This is a genomic window from Marinobacter sp. V032 (genome assembly GCF_052645435.1).
Window position 1 is genome coordinate 1,244,264 of record NZ_JBQXYE010000001.1, and the last position, 16,246, is coordinate 1,260,509.

At 53.4% G+C, this 16,246-nt stretch carries 14 protein-coding genes; 8 read left to right on the plus strand and 6 right to left on the minus strand.

Annotation, left to right across the window (positions count from 1 at the left end; translation table 11 throughout):
* Window positions 1–177 precede the first annotated feature (177 nt).
* Together ACUN9X_RS05705 and ACUN9X_RS05710 are read left to right on the plus strand one after the other, a co-directional pair.
* Window positions 178–549, plus strand: a complete 372-nt coding sequence (locus tag ACUN9X_RS05705) for a VOC family protein (RefSeq protein ID WP_260038827.1) — start codon at window positions 178–180, stop codon at window positions 547–549.
* A gap of 56 nt (window positions 550–605) precedes the next feature.
* Complete coding sequence (locus ACUN9X_RS05710; RefSeq protein WP_260038828.1) at window positions 606–1,106, plus strand: copper chaperone PCu(A)C; 501 nt, start codon at window positions 606–608, stop codon at window positions 1,104–1,106.
* Window positions 1,107–1,158: 52 nt separating this feature from the next.
* On the opposite strand, the gene ACUN9X_RS05715 is transcribed toward ACUN9X_RS05710, so the two are convergent.
* Window positions 1,159–2,196 (minus strand): Solitary outer membrane autotransporter beta-barrel domain, encoded by a 1,038-nt coding sequence (locus tag ACUN9X_RS05715; RefSeq protein WP_445472450.1) that lies wholly within the window; start codon window positions 2,194–2,196, stop codon window positions 1,159–1,161.
* A 277-nt stretch (window positions 2,197–2,473) separates the two neighbouring features.
* Here ACUN9X_RS05715 and ACUN9X_RS05720 point away from each other — a divergent pair, with 277 nt between their 5' ends.
* On the plus strand, window positions 2,474–2,734 hold the full coding sequence (locus tag ACUN9X_RS05720) for a hypothetical protein (RefSeq protein WP_260038830.1): 261 nt from the start codon (window positions 2,474–2,476) through the stop codon (window positions 2,732–2,734).
* Window positions 2,735–2,865: 131 nt separating this feature from the next.
* On the opposite strand, the gene ntrC is transcribed toward ACUN9X_RS05720, so the two are convergent.
* The 4 genes from ntrC to glnA all read right to left on the minus strand — a co-directional run bounded on the left by ntrC (window position 2,866) and on the right by glnA (window position 8,027).
* Window positions 2,866–4,299, minus strand: coding sequence for a nitrogen regulation protein NR(I) (gene ntrC, locus ACUN9X_RS05725; protein WP_260038831.1), 1,434 nt, complete (start codon window positions 4,297–4,299; stop codon window positions 2,866–2,868).
* Complete coding sequence (gene glnL, locus ACUN9X_RS05730) at window positions 4,296–5,366, minus strand: nitrogen regulation protein NR(II) (RefSeq protein ID WP_260038832.1); 1,071 nt, start codon at window positions 5,364–5,366, stop codon at window positions 4,296–4,298. Before glnL ends, ntrC begins: the two co-directional genes overlap by 4 nt.
* A 478-nt stretch (window positions 5,367–5,844) precedes the next feature.
* Window positions 5,845–6,378, minus strand: coding sequence for a DUF4124 domain-containing protein (locus tag ACUN9X_RS05735; RefSeq protein ID WP_347710213.1), 534 nt, complete (start codon window positions 6,376–6,378; stop codon window positions 5,845–5,847).
* A 245-nt stretch (window positions 6,379–6,623) separates the two neighbouring features.
* On the minus strand, window positions 6,624–8,027 hold the full coding sequence (glnA, locus tag ACUN9X_RS05740; RefSeq protein WP_260038833.1) for a glutamate--ammonia ligase: 1,404 nt from the start codon (window positions 8,025–8,027) through the stop codon (window positions 6,624–6,626).
* A gap of 542 nt (window positions 8,028–8,569) precedes the next feature.
* Here glnA and typA point away from each other — a divergent pair.
* The 5 genes from typA (at window position 8,570) to ACUN9X_RS05765 (ending at window position 14,741) form a co-directional block, all read left to right on the plus strand.
* A complete protein-coding gene (gene typA / locus ACUN9X_RS05745) occupies window positions 8,570–10,381 on the plus strand; it encodes a translational GTPase TypA (RefSeq protein WP_260038834.1) in 1,812 nt (603 codons plus the stop codon).
* A gap of 103 nt (window positions 10,382–10,484) precedes the next feature.
* Window positions 10,485–11,450, plus strand: a complete 966-nt coding sequence (pip, locus tag ACUN9X_RS05750) for a prolyl aminopeptidase (protein ID WP_445472451.1) — start codon at window positions 10,485–10,487, stop codon at window positions 11,448–11,450.
* Between the two features lie 237 nt (window positions 11,451–11,687).
* Window positions 11,688–12,137: a D-aminoacyl-tRNA deacylase gene (dtd, locus tag ACUN9X_RS05755; protein ID WP_445472452.1), complete on the plus strand. Its 450-nt coding sequence runs from the start codon at window positions 11,688–11,690 to the stop codon at window positions 12,135–12,137.
* A gap of 638 nt (window positions 12,138–12,775) precedes the next feature.
* A complete protein-coding gene (locus ACUN9X_RS05760) occupies window positions 12,776–13,741 on the plus strand; it encodes a porin (RefSeq protein ID WP_445472453.1) in 966 nt (321 codons plus the stop codon).
* Between the two features lie 91 nt (window positions 13,742–13,832).
* A complete protein-coding gene (locus ACUN9X_RS05765) occupies window positions 13,833–14,741 on the plus strand; it encodes a CYTH domain-containing protein (protein ID WP_445472454.1) in 909 nt (302 codons plus the stop codon).
* A gap of 178 nt (window positions 14,742–14,919) precedes the next feature.
* Here the strand turns inward: ACUN9X_RS05765 and ACUN9X_RS05770 are convergent, their stop codons facing one another.
* The gene (locus ACUN9X_RS05770; protein ID WP_445472455.1) at window positions 14,920–15,987 is read right to left on the minus strand and encodes a potassium channel family protein; all 1,068 of its coding nucleotides are present in this window, start codon (window positions 15,985–15,987) and stop codon (window positions 14,920–14,922) included.
* Between the last annotated feature and the right edge of the window lie 259 nt (window positions 15,988–16,246).

Here is a 16,246-nt window from a genome sequence, read left to right on the forward strand (position 1 = left end):
AATAATTATCCGTAACAGGGTTTGGAATGGATCAGTAGTTTTACCTACCCGGGTATCGCCAACTCACTCGAATATCGCGAGGCGATAGAAGTTGTTGCGCAACACGGGAGCCTGATCCATTGTTGTAAAGGCAAAAAGCAGCGTCAGTATGGGCGCACACCCAACAGGAGGCAACGGATGATTGGTTACGTGACGATTGGTGTCAGTGATATGTCGAAGGCCAAGGCGTTCTACAGTGAACTGCTGCAGGATGTTGGCGCGAAAGTACTTTTGGATATGGGGCGAATCGCGTTTATTGGCACCAGCATGAAAGCGCCGATGCTAGCGGTGTGCACGCCTTACAATGATGAGTCGTGTAACCAGGGTAACGGCAACATGTTTGCTATTAGTCCGGGTTCCAAAGAGGCGGTTGACGGTCTGTACGCCAAGGCGATTTCGTTGGGGGCGACGTGCGATGGCGAGCCGGGACAGCGTATTCCCGATCAGTTCTACGGTGCCTACGTGCGCGATACTGATGGCAATAAAATGGCCTTTTTTCATTTCGGTTGATGTTTGTTTGATGCGACCTTGCCTCTTTACAGATTGAGGCGATAAGGAGAACAGTAGTGACCATAAAAAAATTCGCATGGGCTGCGCTGGTAGTTGGCGTGTTGGGCAGCAACGTTGCATTTGCACATGATCACGGCGCTGTGGTCGAGGTCAGTCATCCATGGGCGCGTGCAACACCGCCGGTCAAGCCGGTGCATGGCGCCGCTTATCTGACGCTGACCAATACGTCAGATGAGGCAGTAGTGTTGGAAGGCGTTACGACACCGGTGACTGACAAAGCCAGCATCCATGAGACTCAGAAAGTGGACGGCAACATGCGAATGGAAAAGCTGAAAGGGGGGCTGGAAATTGAACCGGGCCAGACGGTTAAGTTCGCACCCGGTGGCTATCATGTCATGCTGATGGATATGGATGAACCACTGGTTGCTGGAAGCCATTTCCCGATCACTCTTGAATTCCAGGGGGGGCTTACTGAGCAGGTTGAGATTCAGGTGGGTGATGAGCCTGAAATGGACGGCCACTCCATGGGGGGACATTCAAAAGAACACGCACACTAAAGGGTTCACCTGAGTGCGTTAGTTTTCCTGTCCGGGCACTGCCGCCCGGGCGCTACTTCTCGTTAAACATGAAAATGATGCTGCCCCCCCGTAGAACGCTGCCGTAGTTGAAATTAATTCCAATCCCGATGTTGTCCAGTATCCCCATGAAGTCGTTGGTTTCCACCAGCCATGCAACGCCTGCCTCATAATAGTGTGTGCTGCCAAGTGCATGGCTCATGTCCCCGCCCACGTCGACCCGTGCTGCCCGCAGCCATAAATCCTGTGCAGGCAAAAACGCCGCTTTGGTGGGCACTTTCACCCGGAGCCCGTTGGACCAGAAGAAGGCCTCTGGCTTTGCCTTGTGGGCTTCAATATGGGCGCCATAAGTGGTGCCTGCTATATAGTGATAATCAGAGAAAAAGTTCCACCGGGCTCCCTGTGCGTCCAGCAGATAATTGACGGTCAAGGTAGGCTCGGCCACCAGGGCGTTTACCGAAATGTTCGTGAGAACACCGTCCAAAACGGGAGCAAACGGCTTGGAGGCTTCCGTTTTGTATCTCGTGCGATTTTTATAGTGCAGCAGGTGTGAGTAGAGCCCGAGCGTGACTCGCCAGTGCTGATCAATGTGATGCCGCCAGGCCCCCCCGAGCTCCCCAGATATGACGGTGTCGCGCAACTCGTCCTGACCCGGATTATCGCTCGCCACGACCTGGATATCCTGATCGATGTCGAGATAGGCCAGCTTAGCCAGTACCAGCAATTCATCGTCTGAGTCGGGGAGGTGAGTTTGCCATTGATAGGGCAGGCTGACGACTGAAATTTCCTGACGCAGTTGAGCTGAATCAGCGCTCCCGAACTGGTCATTGTCAATCTCGAAATAATCGTTGGGATTGAAGTTCCAAAGGCCGAAGCGAACCGCTTCCCCGTTGGTAAGGAGCATGGACGTCGTTATCGTTTCTGAAATGTTTGCTTGTGCCGCCGCATCGAGTGCATCAGGCATTGCGGGCCGAGCCAGGAAGATGGTCGTCGCGACCAGAATGCAGACGCTTGTCCAGTGTTTTCTCACCACGATGCTCTCCACACGCCTTGCAGGATCATCCTTGGGCACATTCCTGCCTGCCTTGAGTCTGGAATGAATGCTTTTGTGTGGCAATTTTACCTGTGGCACGGGGGGCATGGAATCATCGGTAGATGATTTTGTTCTGGCGGAGCGCAAGTTTCGGGCCGGCACATATCTGCTTTTGTTGCCCTGTTATTCCTCGAACAACATCACCTTGTCATCTCGATGTCATTGCCGGCTGACAGTCTGGTATATCCGGGGCAGTGGGCCATCTGGCGCAGTGTCACCTTTTTTGTAGTAAAAGCTGCAGACGGGAGGGTGTTCCATGATTGAACAGTATCTTCGTAATGCATTACAGGTGCCTCACAACTATCGACTGGTAGAAATTGAAAAGGCGCGTGAGCACCATGCGGCGAGTTGCACGGCGCGCTATTTCAATCTGATTGATGAAAACAGGAACCTTGTAGCCGGTTTTGATGCATGGATGGTGGAGCAGAGTTTTTTTGGATTTTTTCGCTATAGCCCACAAGGGCAGCTACTGGAGAGAAAAACGGTGGCGCTCTATTCCCCGACAGCCCGACACTGATGAGCAACAGGCAATAATCTGATGGTCTGGGGTTCGGGACGTGGTGCCCTCAGGTGGTTTGTAAAACGTGCTGAGCGAGGGCCTGAGGTGAACGGGTAGTCGCTCACCTCAGGGTTGGCATTGGCGAGGGGTTAGTCTTCGTCGTCTTCCCCCGGGCCATCCGCCATGCCCAGTTCTTTGATTTTCCGGGTCAAGGTGTTTCGGCCCCAGCCCAGCAGAATCGCCGCATCCCGTCGGCGACCGCCAGTGTGCTTGAGGGAGGTTTCGATCATCACCTGTTCAAACTCGGGTACAGCGACATCAAGGATTGCCTGCTTGCCTCGTTTCAGTTCCTGTTCGGCCCAGGCGCGCAAGCCTTCCTGCCAGGTTTGTCCGGTCGGTGGTGTGTCGGCCTGGTCGAGTAATTCTGGCGGCAGGTCGCTGACATGAATCTCGCGCCCGCTCGCCATGACCGTCAACCAGCGACAGGTGTTTTCGAGCTGGCGGACATTCCCGGGCCAGGGCAGCGTGGTCAGATATTCTTCAGCTTCGGCCCGCAGTAGTTTGGGTTCAACCGAGAGTTCCAGGGCTGCACGTTTCAGGAAGTGTTGCATCAGCCGTGGAATATCCTCACGCCGTTCAGCCAGTTTTGGCAAATGAACACGGATAACATTCAGGCGATGAAACAGGTCTTCCCGGAAGGTGCCGGCCTGAACCAGCTTTTCCAGATTCTGGTGCGTGGCGGCGATGATGCGCACATCGACCTTGATCGGTGTTGTGCCGCCTACCCGATAAAATTCGCCATCGGCCAGCACCCGCAGCAAGCGCGTTTGGGTATCAGCGGGCATATCGCCAATTTCATCGAGGAACAGGGTGCCGCCGTTGGATTGTTCAAAACGTCCCTGACGGGCGGCAGCGGCTCCTGTAAAGGCGCCTTTTTCATGGCCAAACAATTCTGACTCAATCAGATCTTTGGGAATTGCGGCCATATTCAGCGCGATGAACGAATGGCTGGCACGAGGGCTGTGATTATGCAGTGCCTGCGCGACCAGCTCCTTGCCGGTGCCGCTTTCCCCATTGATCAACACCGTGATGTTTGAGTGGGAGAGCCGGCCTATTGCCCTGAAAACTTCCTGCATGGCAGGCGCTTCACCAATGATTTCGGTGTGGCGTGTCGTGCTATCCGGCTGGGGTTCGGTGCTGGCTCTGCGTTCGCGGCTGTGGGCGATGGCCCGCTTGGCGAGTTCAACTGCATCATCGACATCAAAGGGTTTGGGCAGGTATTCAAAAGCCCCTGTCTGATAACTCGCAACCGCGCTTTCCAGGTCCGAGTGGGCGGTCATGATGATGACCGGAATGTCGGGATGGTCGTGGGTGATTTGCCCCAATAGCGCAATACCGTCGATGCCGGGCATTCTGATGTCGCTGATTATGGCATCCGGTTGTTCCCGGTCGAGGCGCATCATAATGCCTTCGCCGCTCTCGAATACGCGAGTCTGGATGTCGGCCTGTGTCAGTGCACGTTCCAGGACCCATCGAATACTCCGATCATCGTCAATTATCCAGACGTTGGCCGATTGGCTCATGCTGTCAGCTCCAGAGGCAGAAAAATGATGAAATCGGTCAGGCCGGGTGAACTTTCGCATTCAACAAGTCCATGGTGCTGCCCGATGATGCTTTGGGTAATAGAAAGCCCAAGACCTGTGCCGTTGGCTCGGCCACTGATCATGGGATAGAAAATGTTCTGTAAAAGATCCGGTGGAATACCGGGCCCGTTGTCAATTACATCCAGCCGGCATACGAGACGGTGACGCCTATGTCCGATCGTAAATTGGCGCAGGGCTCGGGTGCGGAAAGTAATGCAGGGCACATCCGTCGATGGGTTGTCGGCTGCGGCCTCCATCGCGTTGCGGGCGATATTGAGCACCGCCTGGATGAGTTGTTCCTTGTCGCCTGGGAATTCTGGCAGGCTTGGGTCGTAGTCCCGTTCCAGTCGAACCCGGCCTTTGGTTTCGGCCTCAAGTAGCGTGCGAACCCGCTCAATCACTTCGTGGATGTTGGTCGGAGTAAGCTGAAATGCCTTGTTGGGGCCGAGCATCCGGTCAACCAGGCCACGCAGGCGGTCCGCTTCGTCGATGATGACGCGGGTATATTCTTTCTGCCCGTTGTCCGTCAGTTCGCGGTCCAACAATTGCGCTGCGCCGCGAATACCGCCGAGCGGGTTCTTGATTTCGTGGGCCATACCCCGAACCAGGATGCGCGTGGTTTCCTGCTGGCTCAGCATATCCTCTTCGCGTGTGATGCGAATAAGGCGATCACGTGGCTGCAATTCGAGCAACATGGTCGAACCGTCTGCGCCAATATGGGACACAGAATAATCGACTGTAAATCTTGAACCGGATAGCAGCGTAAATTCGGCTTCGCGCTTGGTGAAGGGCTGGCCAGACTCGGCGGCATCAGAGAGTGTCTGGAATGCCTCGGTGGACTCTACAAACAGATCGTAGAAATGCGTGCCTATAATGCGCGAACCGCTGGCCTCCAGCAGATACTCTGCTGCACCATTGATGAACTGCACATTCAGCTCCGCATCCAGCACCAGCGTTGCCGTGGTGAGGTGATCGAAAATCTGCTTGTAAACATTAGTGTGTGGCATAGGATTCCTCGTGACATGCCAGTAACTGCAAAAAGCGAACCAGTTGTGAGCTCGCCACAAGCGAGTGCGCGTTTTTGGTCCTGTTCGGTGGCACTGTTTAATGAATCAGTAGAGATTCGCTCCATTGCTTTCCCTCGCTGAGGGGCGCAAGGCCTGAATGGCATTCAGTAACTGCCGCTAAAATCGGCGAAAATGCTGATAACGACCTGTAAAGGCACTTGCTGAAGGGGGCGGTCTGCCGACCGGAGCTGACGTTTTTTCGCATGGCTCGCCTGCTTTTTCTGTGTCATTTTGGCGAGCAGCCTGGTCGTCGGAGGGGAAGCGCCATTGAAACTGCCGGTATCCCGCCCCTGATTGTAATCGGATTCTAGACCTTAATTAGTGCTTGCGCACCAAAATAGTGCAGGTCATGGGGTGGGGATTGTTTTGGTGCGAAGATGCGCCCGGCCGGGGAGGCGGGCGCATTAGCGAAGAGGGGTTAGTTGATGACCGAAGGGCGATGGATGGTAAATGAAATACCTTGTCCTGACTGAATGATTTTGCCTTTGCTGTCGACTATCTTGACCGACGCATTGTGGGTGCCACGATCGATGTTGTTGACGGTAAATTGGCCGGATGCGTTCTGGCCGACTGGTTGCCCGTCAAGTGATACCTCGAATTCGTGGCCGCGCAACAAGGCAGGGCTGCTTGATACTGCGAACGTCACATCACCGTTTCCGCTATGGAACGCGCTGTTATTTTCAGGCGCATCAAATGAAACCCGGTTGTATGCCTTGCCCTGATCCTGCTCCTGTTTCTTTTTGGAGTCTTCCACCATCTGTGGCACTTCGTCCGGCTTTGGCAGTGTGACAGTCGTGACAGGCTTCACTTTAATGGTTTTTGCGCCGGGGCTGGCCTCGTCAGAATAGCTGACGTTGCCCTGGGCATCGGTGTGCTTGTATACCTCGGCGTAGGCGCCAAGGCTGGCTGTCATCGCGATGCTGAATGTCAGAAGCTTTATTGTATTTTTCACGGAACCCTCCATTGGGGGAATTCTCCAAGTTGTAGCAGGCCTGTAAGGATTATTGGCAAGAGGGGGATTGGATTGCAACTTTCCTGACCCTAAATGGTATTAATGGCTGGTAAGGTTTTGTAATTGGCAGCGTCACTGGAGCGCACTATCGGTGTAGCAACAAAGCACGGGGCCGGAAATAAAAAAACCCCGCGGTTAGGCGGGGTTTTCTGTGTGTACAGGTCTGTTAACCCGAAATATCGTGTTTAAACAGAGTAGTACAGTTCGAACTCGACCGGGTGAGTGGTCATGTTCAGGCGCTCAACTTCAGCGCGCTTCAGATCAATGTAAGCACTGATCATGTCTTCGGTGAATACGCCGCCGCGAGTCAGGAACTCGTGGTCTTCTGCCAGGCAGTCCAGCGCTTCCTGGAAGGTTTCCGCAACCTTAGGAATGTTCAGCGCTTCTTCTTTTGGCAGGTCGTACAGATCCTTGTCCATGGCATCGCCAGGGTGGATCTTGTTCTGGATGCCGTCCAGGCCGGCCATCATCAGTGACGCAAATGCGAGGTACGGGTTCGCTGATGCATCAGGGAAGCGTACTTCGATACGGCGCGCTTTCGGGCTGTTCACGTATGGAATACGGATCGAAGCTGAGCGGTTACGAGCCGAGTAGGCCAGCATGACAGGTGCTTCGTAGCCTGGAACCAGACGCTTGTAGCTGTTGGTTGAAGCGTTGGTGAAGGCGTTGATGGCCTTGGAGTGTTTGATAATGCCGCCAATGTAGTACAGCGCCATTTCGCTCAGGCCAGCGTAGCCGTCACCAGCAAACAGGTTCTTGCCATCTTTGTTCAGAGACATGTGAACGTGCATGCCTGAACCGTTGTCGCCGACAACCGGCTTCGGCATAAAGGTCGCAGTCTTGCCGTATGCGTGTGCAACGTTGTGCACGCAGTACTTCAGGATCTGTACTTCGTCAGCCTTTTTGACCAGCGGGTTGGCGCCAACGCCAATTTCGCACTGACCTGCAGTACCGACTTCGTGGTGGTGAACCTCAATTTCCAGACCCATGGATTCCATGGCAGAGCACATGGCGCCACGCAGGTCGTGGAGGCTGTCTACTGGTGGAACAGGGAAGTAACCACCTTTGACGCCAGGACGGTGACCAATGTTGTTGCGCTCGAAATCTTCGCCAGAAACCCAGGCGGCTTCCTCGGAGTAAAGTTCGTACATTGCGCCGTTCATGTCAGTCTTCCACTTCACAGAGTCGAAGACGAAGAACTCGGGCTCAGGGCCGAACAGTGCGCCTTCGGCGATGCCGGTAGACTTCAGGTACTCTTCTGCGCGACGGGCAACAGAGCGCGGGTCACGCTCGTAACCTTGCATGGTAGAAGGCTCTACGATGTCGCAAGTCAGGTTCAGAGTGGTTTCTTCGGTGAACGGATCGATTACGCCGGTGGAATCATCTGGCATCAGGATCATGTCGGATTCGTTAATGCCTTTCCAGCCAGCAATAGATGAGCCGTCAAACATCTTGCCGTCAGTAAAGAAGTCTTCATCGATTTCTGAGGTCGGCATAGTGACGTGTTGCTCTTTGCCGCGGGTATCAGTGAACCGCAGGTCAACCCACTTCACTTCGTGTTCTTTAATCAGGTCAAGCGTCTTGGACATTGTGCATGCTCCGTAAAGTTATCCCGCTTCAGCGGGTGCATTCATGTTCGTATTGCCGGATGGGTCAGGGTCACTGATATCCGATTTTTTCAGGAGGTCGCAGCTTATCAAAAGCCTCTGCCACTTACCTGCAAATTTATCCTGACTTCTTCAAAGCAATCGCCTTGCCAATTTTTGGTGCTGCCCTGCAGAGGCCGCTGGGAGCGGCATCCGGCTCAACTCTCGACGTCTGACGGCAATATTTTGGTGCAACGCAGAAGGTAGTCCGCACTAATGTGGTGCGCTTTTGATGCATAATGCTCGTTTATGGTGCGGTTTAAGGTTTGGAAGTAGGCGTTTTTCTTCATATTAACGGCATGGACTTTTAGATATACTACGCGCCGCCTCATTTGCACCCTGGTCTGTAAAGTTGTTCAGGGGTGTAGGTACCGCCCGGTATCGGATAATGGGTTCACTTTACGGATTTGAGATGGCATGTGAGAGGCTTGGCCTCCCTTAAGACCCTCTCAGGTCAAAAGAAAGCATGCCGCAGGACTATTGTTGTGATTGAGAAGCTTCGTAATATCGCCATTATCGCCCACGTCGACCATGGTAAAACCACGCTTGTAGATAAACTGCTGCGTCAGTCTGGCACTTTGGACCGGAAAGAGCTCGAAAGCGAGCGCGTAATGGACTCCAATGACCAGGAAAAAGAGCGCGGCATTACCATCCTGGCCAAGAACACGGCGTTGAAGTGGAACGACTACGACATCAACATTGTTGATACCCCTGGCCACGCCGATTTCGGTGGTGAGGTAGAGCGGGTCATGAGCATGGTGGATTGTGTGCTGCTGGTGGTTGATTCCATCGACGGCCCGATGCCGCAAACCCGCTTCGTGACTCAGAAAGCATTTGATGCCGGTCTGCGTCCGATTGTTATCGTTAACAAGATCGACCGTCCGAGTGCGCGCCCGGATTGGGTTGTCGATCAGGTGTTTGATCTGTTCGATAACCTGGGTGCCACGGATGAGCAGCTGGATTTCCCGATTGTCTATGCCAGCGCCCTGAACGGTATTGCAGGTCTGGATCACGAAAACCTTGACGATAATATGGATGCCGTATTCCAGGCGATCGTCGATCACGTGCCAGCACCGGATGTCGATCCTGAAGGCCCGTTCCAGATGCAGGTTTCCCAGCTGGATTACAGCAGCTTCCTGGGTGTCATCGGTATCGGTCGTATTTCGCGCGGTAAGGTGCGGACCAACATGCCCGTCGCAGCAATCGGGGCAGATGGCAAGAAGCGTAATGGCCGAATCCTCAAAATTATGGGGCACTCCGGTCTGCATCGCGTAGAAGTTGAAGAGGCGCAGGCAGGCGATATCGTCTGTGTGAGCGGTATGGACGAGCTGTTTATTTCCGACACCCTGTGTGATCCTGCCAATGTAGAAGCGCTGCCCGCACTGACTGTAGATGAGCCGACTGTATCCATGACCTTCCAGGTCAACGATTCGCCGTTTGCTGGCAGGGAAGGCAAGTACGTCACCAGTCGTAACATCAAGGAGCGGCTTGAGAAAGAGTTGCTGCACAACGTTGCGCTGCGCGTTGAAGATGGTGAAAGCGCGGATAAGTTCAAGGTATCAGGCCGCGGCGAATTGCACCTGTCGGTACTGATCGAAAACATGCGTCGCGAAAATTTCGAGCTGGCGGTTGGTCGGCCGGAAGTGGTCATTCGCGAAGTGGATGGCGAAAAGCAAGAGCCCTATGAAAATGTCATCGTCGACATTGAAGAGCAGCATCAGGGCGCAGTAATGGAGCAGATGGGTCTGCGCCGGGGCGATCTGACCAACATGGTGCCGGATGGTAAAGGGCGTATGCGTCTTGATTACACTATTCCTGCACGTGGCTTGATTGGCTTCCGCAATACCTTCCTGACCATGACGTCGGGTACCGGTATTCTGACGTCCACTTTCAGCCATTATGGACCGATCAAGCTGGGTGATGTGACAAGTCGCCAGAACGGCGTATTGGTCTCAATGGCAACCGGCACTGCGTTGACGTACTCGCTGGAAACGCTGCAGAGCCGAGGCAAGCTGTTCCTTGATCCTGGTCAGGAAGTTTACGAAGGCCAGTTGTGTGGTATTCACAGCCGTGAAACCGATATGGTGCTCAACCCGACCAAGGGTAAGAAGCTCGACAACATGCGAGCGTCTGGCAAGGATGAAGTGATTAGCCTGGTACCACCCATCAAGTTCACCCTCGAGCAAGCGCTTGAGTTCATCGATGATGACGAGCTGGTGGAAGTAACGCCCAAGGCGATTCGCCTGCGCAAGAAACTGCTGACTGAAAGCGAGCGCAAGCGTTCGAACAAGAAGTAAGAAGCATCGCAGGTAACAGGAAGGGGCAGATCATTCGTGGTCTGCCCCTTTTTTTGTCCACTTCAGCTAAACTCCGGTTAAATCCATTCGCCGGAATCTCTCCATGCTTGCCCTGTATCCCGAAATCAAACCCTATGCCCAACATCGCATTGCGGTTGATGCCCCTCACGAACTGTATCTGGAAGAAAGCGGGAATCCGGATGGCATACCGGTAGTCGTGGTGCATGGAGGTCCAGGCGGCGGCTGTGAAGATTATTATCGTCGTTTTTTTGATGCTGAGCGCTTCCGGATCATTCTATTTGACCAGCGTGGTGCAGGTCGCTCTACGCCACTGGCTGAGTTGGAAGGCAATACCACCCAGGCGCTGGTTGAAGACCTTGAAACGATTCGCCGGTTTCTCGGTGTGGAGCAGTGGGCGCTATTTGGCGGGAGCTGGGGCTCAACCCTGAGCCTGGTTTATGCCGAAACGCATCCGGAGCGTGTGCTTGCGTTGGTGCTCCGGGGGATTTTTCTGTGTCGCCCGCGAGACATTCAGTGGTTTTATCAGGAAGGCGCCAGCCGGGTTTTTCCGGACTATTGGCGTGACTATCTTGCGCCGATACCGACCGAGGAGAGGAGCGATATGGTCGCGTCCTACTACCGTCGGTTGACCAGTGATAATGAGTTGGTGCAAATTCAGGCAGCCAAGGCCTGGTCGATATGGGAGGGGCGCTGTGCAACGCTGCACCCCAATCCCCGGGTTGTTGAGCGCTTTGGTCACCCGCATGTTGCCATCGCACTGGCACGTATCGAGTGCCACTACTTTATGAACAATGCCTTTCTTGAGCCCGATCAGATCACCCGGAATGCGGAGCGGCTTAAAGGTATCCCCGGTTACATCGTGCATGGCCGATACGACATGGTCTGTCCGCTTGATAATGCTCAGGCGCTCAGCGATGCCTGGCCTGAGGCCGAGCTCTCGATTATACGAGATGCCGGCCATTCCTCTTCAGAACCCGCTATTGTTGACGCGTTGATGCAGGCCTGTGAAGCGGTTTCCGCCCGTTATGGCAGTGAAACGACGCGTTAGATCGCTCGGCACTCGCTGGAGTTATGGCATCCTCTGATGTGTTGGCGTCAGCTTTAGTTCGTTTCTTTGTCTAATTATGTAACCTCGACTTGCCGCTCCCGTCATCGGTCATTAGACTCTTGCAATCATTAACGCGCTGTCATTGAATGGCCACGCGTTAATCTCGCTGCGAAGACGGAAACTTCGGGTGATTGCGGTGAGTTAATCATGACAATAAGTAACCTCCGGGAGCACTGATTGAAAGGACTGATTCAAAGGGTTGAGCGAGCCGACGTGAATGTCGGTGGTCAATCTGTGGGTCGAATTGGCAAGGGGTTATTGCTCTTCGTGGGTGTCGAACGGAATGACACGACTTCTGATGCTGCAGATCTTTGCCAGCGCATTCTCCACTATCGTGTTTTCCCTGATGACGCCGGTCGCATGAATCGCAGCCTTCTGGATGTTGGTGCTCACCTGCTCGTTGTTCCCCAGTTTACGCTTGCTGCTGACACCCGGAAGGGGCAGCGCCCCAGCTTTTCTTCTGCTGCAGATCCCGATCTTGGGCGTGCTTTATTTGATGCATTTGTTGCAAAGGCTGCGGAGCATGTCCCGGGTGAGCGGCTGGCAACCGGGCAATTTGGTGCCGACATGGCGGTTAGCCTGGTGAATGATGGTCCGGTGACTTTTCTGCTCGAGAGTCGAAAATGAACAATCTGTTTAAAAAACCGTTGTCACAAAGTCGTCATGATTACCGTGATTCAATGCGGCGCAAGTAAACCGCAACTGGCAGAAAGTCGAGATGGTTTAGTTTGGGCTCTGTGCTAATTTGCGGGAGTTTCGGGTGAGGCGGGGCAGAAAGAGCGATTAAAGTGCACTGATTTTTTTTGTGCATCATAGTGGACCGACTGACGCCATAGCGTTCAGTGGCTTTGAATTTAACGTCATGAAATAGCGTATTATTTTTGAGTTGGCCTGAAACTTGTTATCAAAATGCGGAAAATGTGGCGCGCCAAATTACTTAAAAAAACGTCATAAAAAATTTGCAAATTTTAGATTCTTGTATTAAAACGATGTCATTATGCAGCTCTTTAAGAAAGCGCTGTAAGTGACTGACCTTTAAGGCAAGTGAGTGGAGTCGCCGCCGTTTGATCGGCCGGGATTCCCAAACGTTGAGGAAAACGTTCACACATTGTTGGTTCGTAAAGGGTTTTGGGGAGTGGTCTGAACCCTGTAACAAAATCGACATGTAGAGTTCACATAATGAGTTCCGGATGGAACTCTCTATTAAAAAAACGGGTTTAAACCCGCGGCTAAAACCTGAGTTAACTCAAGAAGGAAGACGCAACATGAAAAAGACTCTGATCGCATCAGCTGTAGCGGCCGCTACATTCTCCGGTGCAGCGATGGCGCAAGACGTCAACCTGCCGACTGTTTACGGGAACATCCAGCTGGCATACATGTACAGCGACTACGATGGTTCTAATGACCAGTCTTTGTTTGATAACGGTTCTACCATTGGTGTTAAGCATAGCCACGAGCTGATGCCGGGCGTAGAAGGTTTCTTCAAGGCTGAGCTTGAATTCGACGCAGACGACAAAGCCGGTAACGGCGGCCTGAACGGTTTCGATGAAGCTTACATCGGTGTGAAAGGCGACAGCTTTGGTCAGGTTTGGGTAGGTTCTGACGATTCTACTTACGAATCAGCTATCGACGAAATCGCTAACTACTACGAAGTGGCTTCCCAGAGCATCGGTGGTGCTTACACCACGGGTGAAGGCGACCTGATTCAGTACAAGACGCCATCATTTGGCGGTCTGACTCTGGCGGGTGCTGTTCAGATCAATGGCGACGCAGATAACGCCGAGAAGTCTTACCCGTACCAGTTGGCCGCTATGTACGAAATGGCCGGCCTGGAACTGGCAGTGGCTATGGATTCCAACGACGGTGACACTGGATACTCATCTAACGGTGCCGATCTGAACAACGAGAACACCTACGGTTTGCGTGCCAGCTACAACCTGGACAACCTGCGTGTAACCGGTCAGTACCAGACCCGTAAAGACGTTGTTGATGTCTATGGCATCTTTGGTGCTTACTCAATGGGCTCTAACACGTTTGCGGCATCTTGGGAGCGTGGCGAGCCAGACGTTGCCGGTGCAGATGACTTTGACGTATACACTGTTCAGGCACTGCACAACCTGTCTGACAACATGTATGTCTACGTTGAAGGCTACTACGGTGACGGCGACGACTACACCGCGACTGGTGATGAGCGTAAAGACATCGCCTTCGGTGGTACTTACTACTTCTGATACGGCCCTGGCCTGATCAGAGTTGTAGTATAGAAAAAACCGGCGACCTTCGGGTCGCCGGTTTTTTTGTGTCTGGATTAACCTGTTGCTAATGTCACGCTCTCCCTCCCGATTAATCACCGAAGAGCAGCTTCCCATGGCCGAAGAACTGGAAATAAAACTTACGCTACCGATGTCCTGTGTTGATGGTGTTAGCCGCTGGTTAGAACAAAAGGCAGGTGAAGGCGTGGTGTCTCGACTTTTGATTAATCGCTATTACGACACGCCGTCGCTTGAGCTGAACGGTCAGCGTGCCGCTCTTCGCGTGCGTCAAGCGGGAAACCGCTTTATTCAGACGCTGAAAACGCAGGGTGAGTTTGTGAACGGCGCCCATAAGCGACAGGAATGGGAGTGGGATCTGGCAAGCGATCAACTGGATCTCGGCCTGCTGGCGGAAACACCACTAGCGAATAATATCAATCTGGCTGATTTGGCCGTTGTGTTTGAAACGAACTTCGAGCGCCAGGCCGGTAATCTTGAGTCCGGTACCGGTACTGTGGAATGCGCCCTTGATGTTGGTGTCGTTCGCTCAGGTCATCGTGAAATGGCGTTGTGTGAAGTTGAGTTTGAATTAAAGTCGGGGCGTCCCGATGTGCTGCTGGAATGCACCCGGCAACTGGCTTTGGAGTATCCCCTATTTCTGAATCTGGTGAGCAAGGCGGAGCAGGGGTATTGGTTGTCCGGCCTGTATTCCCCGACTGCAAGCGACTCTATCAGCGATCGCGCAACAGGATTGCTGAAAGCGTTGAGTGTGTTGTGGCTGGCCGGGTATGAGGCTGTTGATTCTGACGCAACAATCGAGGTTGTTAGGGTATTGATAGTCAGCAGCAAAGACTCTGCGATAAAGGCTGACTTACAGTGGTTGTTGAGCAGGCTAGCTGAGAAGGAGTTACCGGAAATGTGGATTTTTGAACCGACGTTGCTACGGCTACAGTTGGCGCTGATCGATACGTCTGCTTGAGAGCAGACCTGCCCTTGTAGCCGAAGCTTTAGCTTTGGGGGAGCCGGCAGGCTCCTGAATCTCCCGCGATTTCAGACATCCGGCACCGGCAGCCCTACGGGCTGCTCGAAAGCTGAAGCTTCCGCTACAAATGCACAACCGCCATCCAACTTTGGAACGTCACTCTTTTGACACCCCTCTAAGCGTCAGTTACTTCATCATGTTCTGACTTCATCGAATTATAACGCTCCAGAAACGCACGGTAACGGGCCAACGCATCAATCAAGTCCTCAACCGGCGGCGTTTCGTTGGATTTTACCAGCACGATAAGGGCTTTCCCTTCGACCTCTTTGTTGGCATCCGGGTGGCAGATCACTTCGTTGTCGGCGTTTATATAGGCGAGCGCTGTGCCTATGCCGTGACGTATGAGTGCGCTTACGATATCGGCCCAGCTCAGGTCGTCCAGCGGCAGTTCATAACGATGTGGGTGGTCATGTTGGTAGTTGAACAGGTCCTCCAGCACCTTTTCCGAGCCCGGTGAGATCACAGCTCGCACCATTATCTCGGGGTAGGTTCGCACCGGGCGTATCACGGTAAGGATGCCCAGCGACGTAAAGCGCTGGCGGTTCTCATCGTTGACACACTCCAGAGTCACGCGATTCGCCAGTTGCATTTCTGACAGGCGATGCGCGATGTCGAAGGTCACGCTATCAGAATCGGCGTCAGATGAATCCGGCGCCAGTACGATGATATAGCGCGCATCGATGATGTTGACCGCACGCATGGCGTTGGCATCGCTGCCTGAGCCGTGGTAGTGCACGATGCCTGCGTCGCGAACTTCAGAGGGTAGCCCATCCGGGTATTGCCGGGTAAGCACCTGAATCGGAATGCTTTCATAGCCGGGCACCGCGCGGATCTGGCTGGCAAGGCGTATAAAATACTGCGAACCGCCGTTTTTTGGCGTATTGATAATGACAATATGGTCTTTCATTGAGTATCTCCAGCGTCCTGTCACGATGCGTTCGCGCCGATAAAACCGGTATTCAATATAATCACTGACCAGCAGCGTGAGCACCGTTATCGCCATAATGTACATCACGATGACGGTTAGCACTCGCCCCAACGGCGTGACAGGTGAGATGTCGCCATAGCCTACCGTCGCGAGCGTGGTAAAGGTCAGCCAGATGGCTTCAAGAAACGACATGCCTTCGACGACCATCAGCATGCAGACCTGGAATGCCAGCAGACCGAGCAATACCAGTATCATTCGTCGTATTCTTTGGCGTATCGCACTCGAAATGGGAAGATGTGAAAAATGATGAGCGGCGGTAACCGCGCGTCGGTCTTTATTCAGCATGCTTTTGGATTACCCATCGGGAACGTGAGGTGGCGACATCAGGAATGGGTCGCTACATCTAATCAAATTACATCAGAGAGTCAGGATTTGCATTATGTCAGCGCATGATCGTGCCCGGAACGAGGTTCCCGATTCGCTCAGGTCAGAGGCCCGGGAGGTGGAGAGTTGG

Bases quoted from the DNA above. Each gene is read 5' to 3' on its own strand.
- ACUN9X_RS05705 (WP_260038827.1), top strand. From the start codon at position 178: ATGATTGGTTACGTGACGATTGGTGTCAGTGATATGTCGAAGGCCAAG.
- ACUN9X_RS05720 (WP_260038830.1), top strand. From the start codon at position 2,474: ATGATTGAACAGTATCTTCGTAATGCATTACAGGTGCCTCACAACTAT.
- ntrC (WP_260038831.1), bottom strand. From the start codon at position 4,299: ATGAGCCAATCGGCCAACGTCTGGATAATTGACGATGATCGGAGTATT.
- glnL (WP_260038832.1), bottom strand. From the start codon at position 5,366: ATGCCACACACTAATGTTTACAAGCAGATTTTCGATCACCTCACCACG.
- glnA (WP_260038833.1), bottom strand. From the start codon at position 8,027: ATGTCCAAGACGCTTGACCTGATTAAAGAACACGAAGTGAAGTGGGTT.
- pip (WP_445472451.1), top strand. From the start codon at position 10,485: ATGCTTGCCCTGTATCCCGAAATCAAACCCTATGCCCAACATCGCATT.
- ACUN9X_RS05760 (WP_445472453.1), top strand. From the start codon at position 12,776: ATGAAAAAGACTCTGATCGCATCAGCTGTAGCGGCCGCTACATTCTCC.
- ACUN9X_RS05765 (WP_445472454.1), top strand. From the start codon at position 13,833: ATGTCACGCTCTCCCTCCCGATTAATCACCGAAGAGCAGCTTCCCATG.
- ACUN9X_RS05770 (WP_445472455.1), bottom strand. From the start codon at position 15,987: ATGATACTGGTATTGCTCGGTCTGCTGGCATTCCAGGTCTGCATGCTG.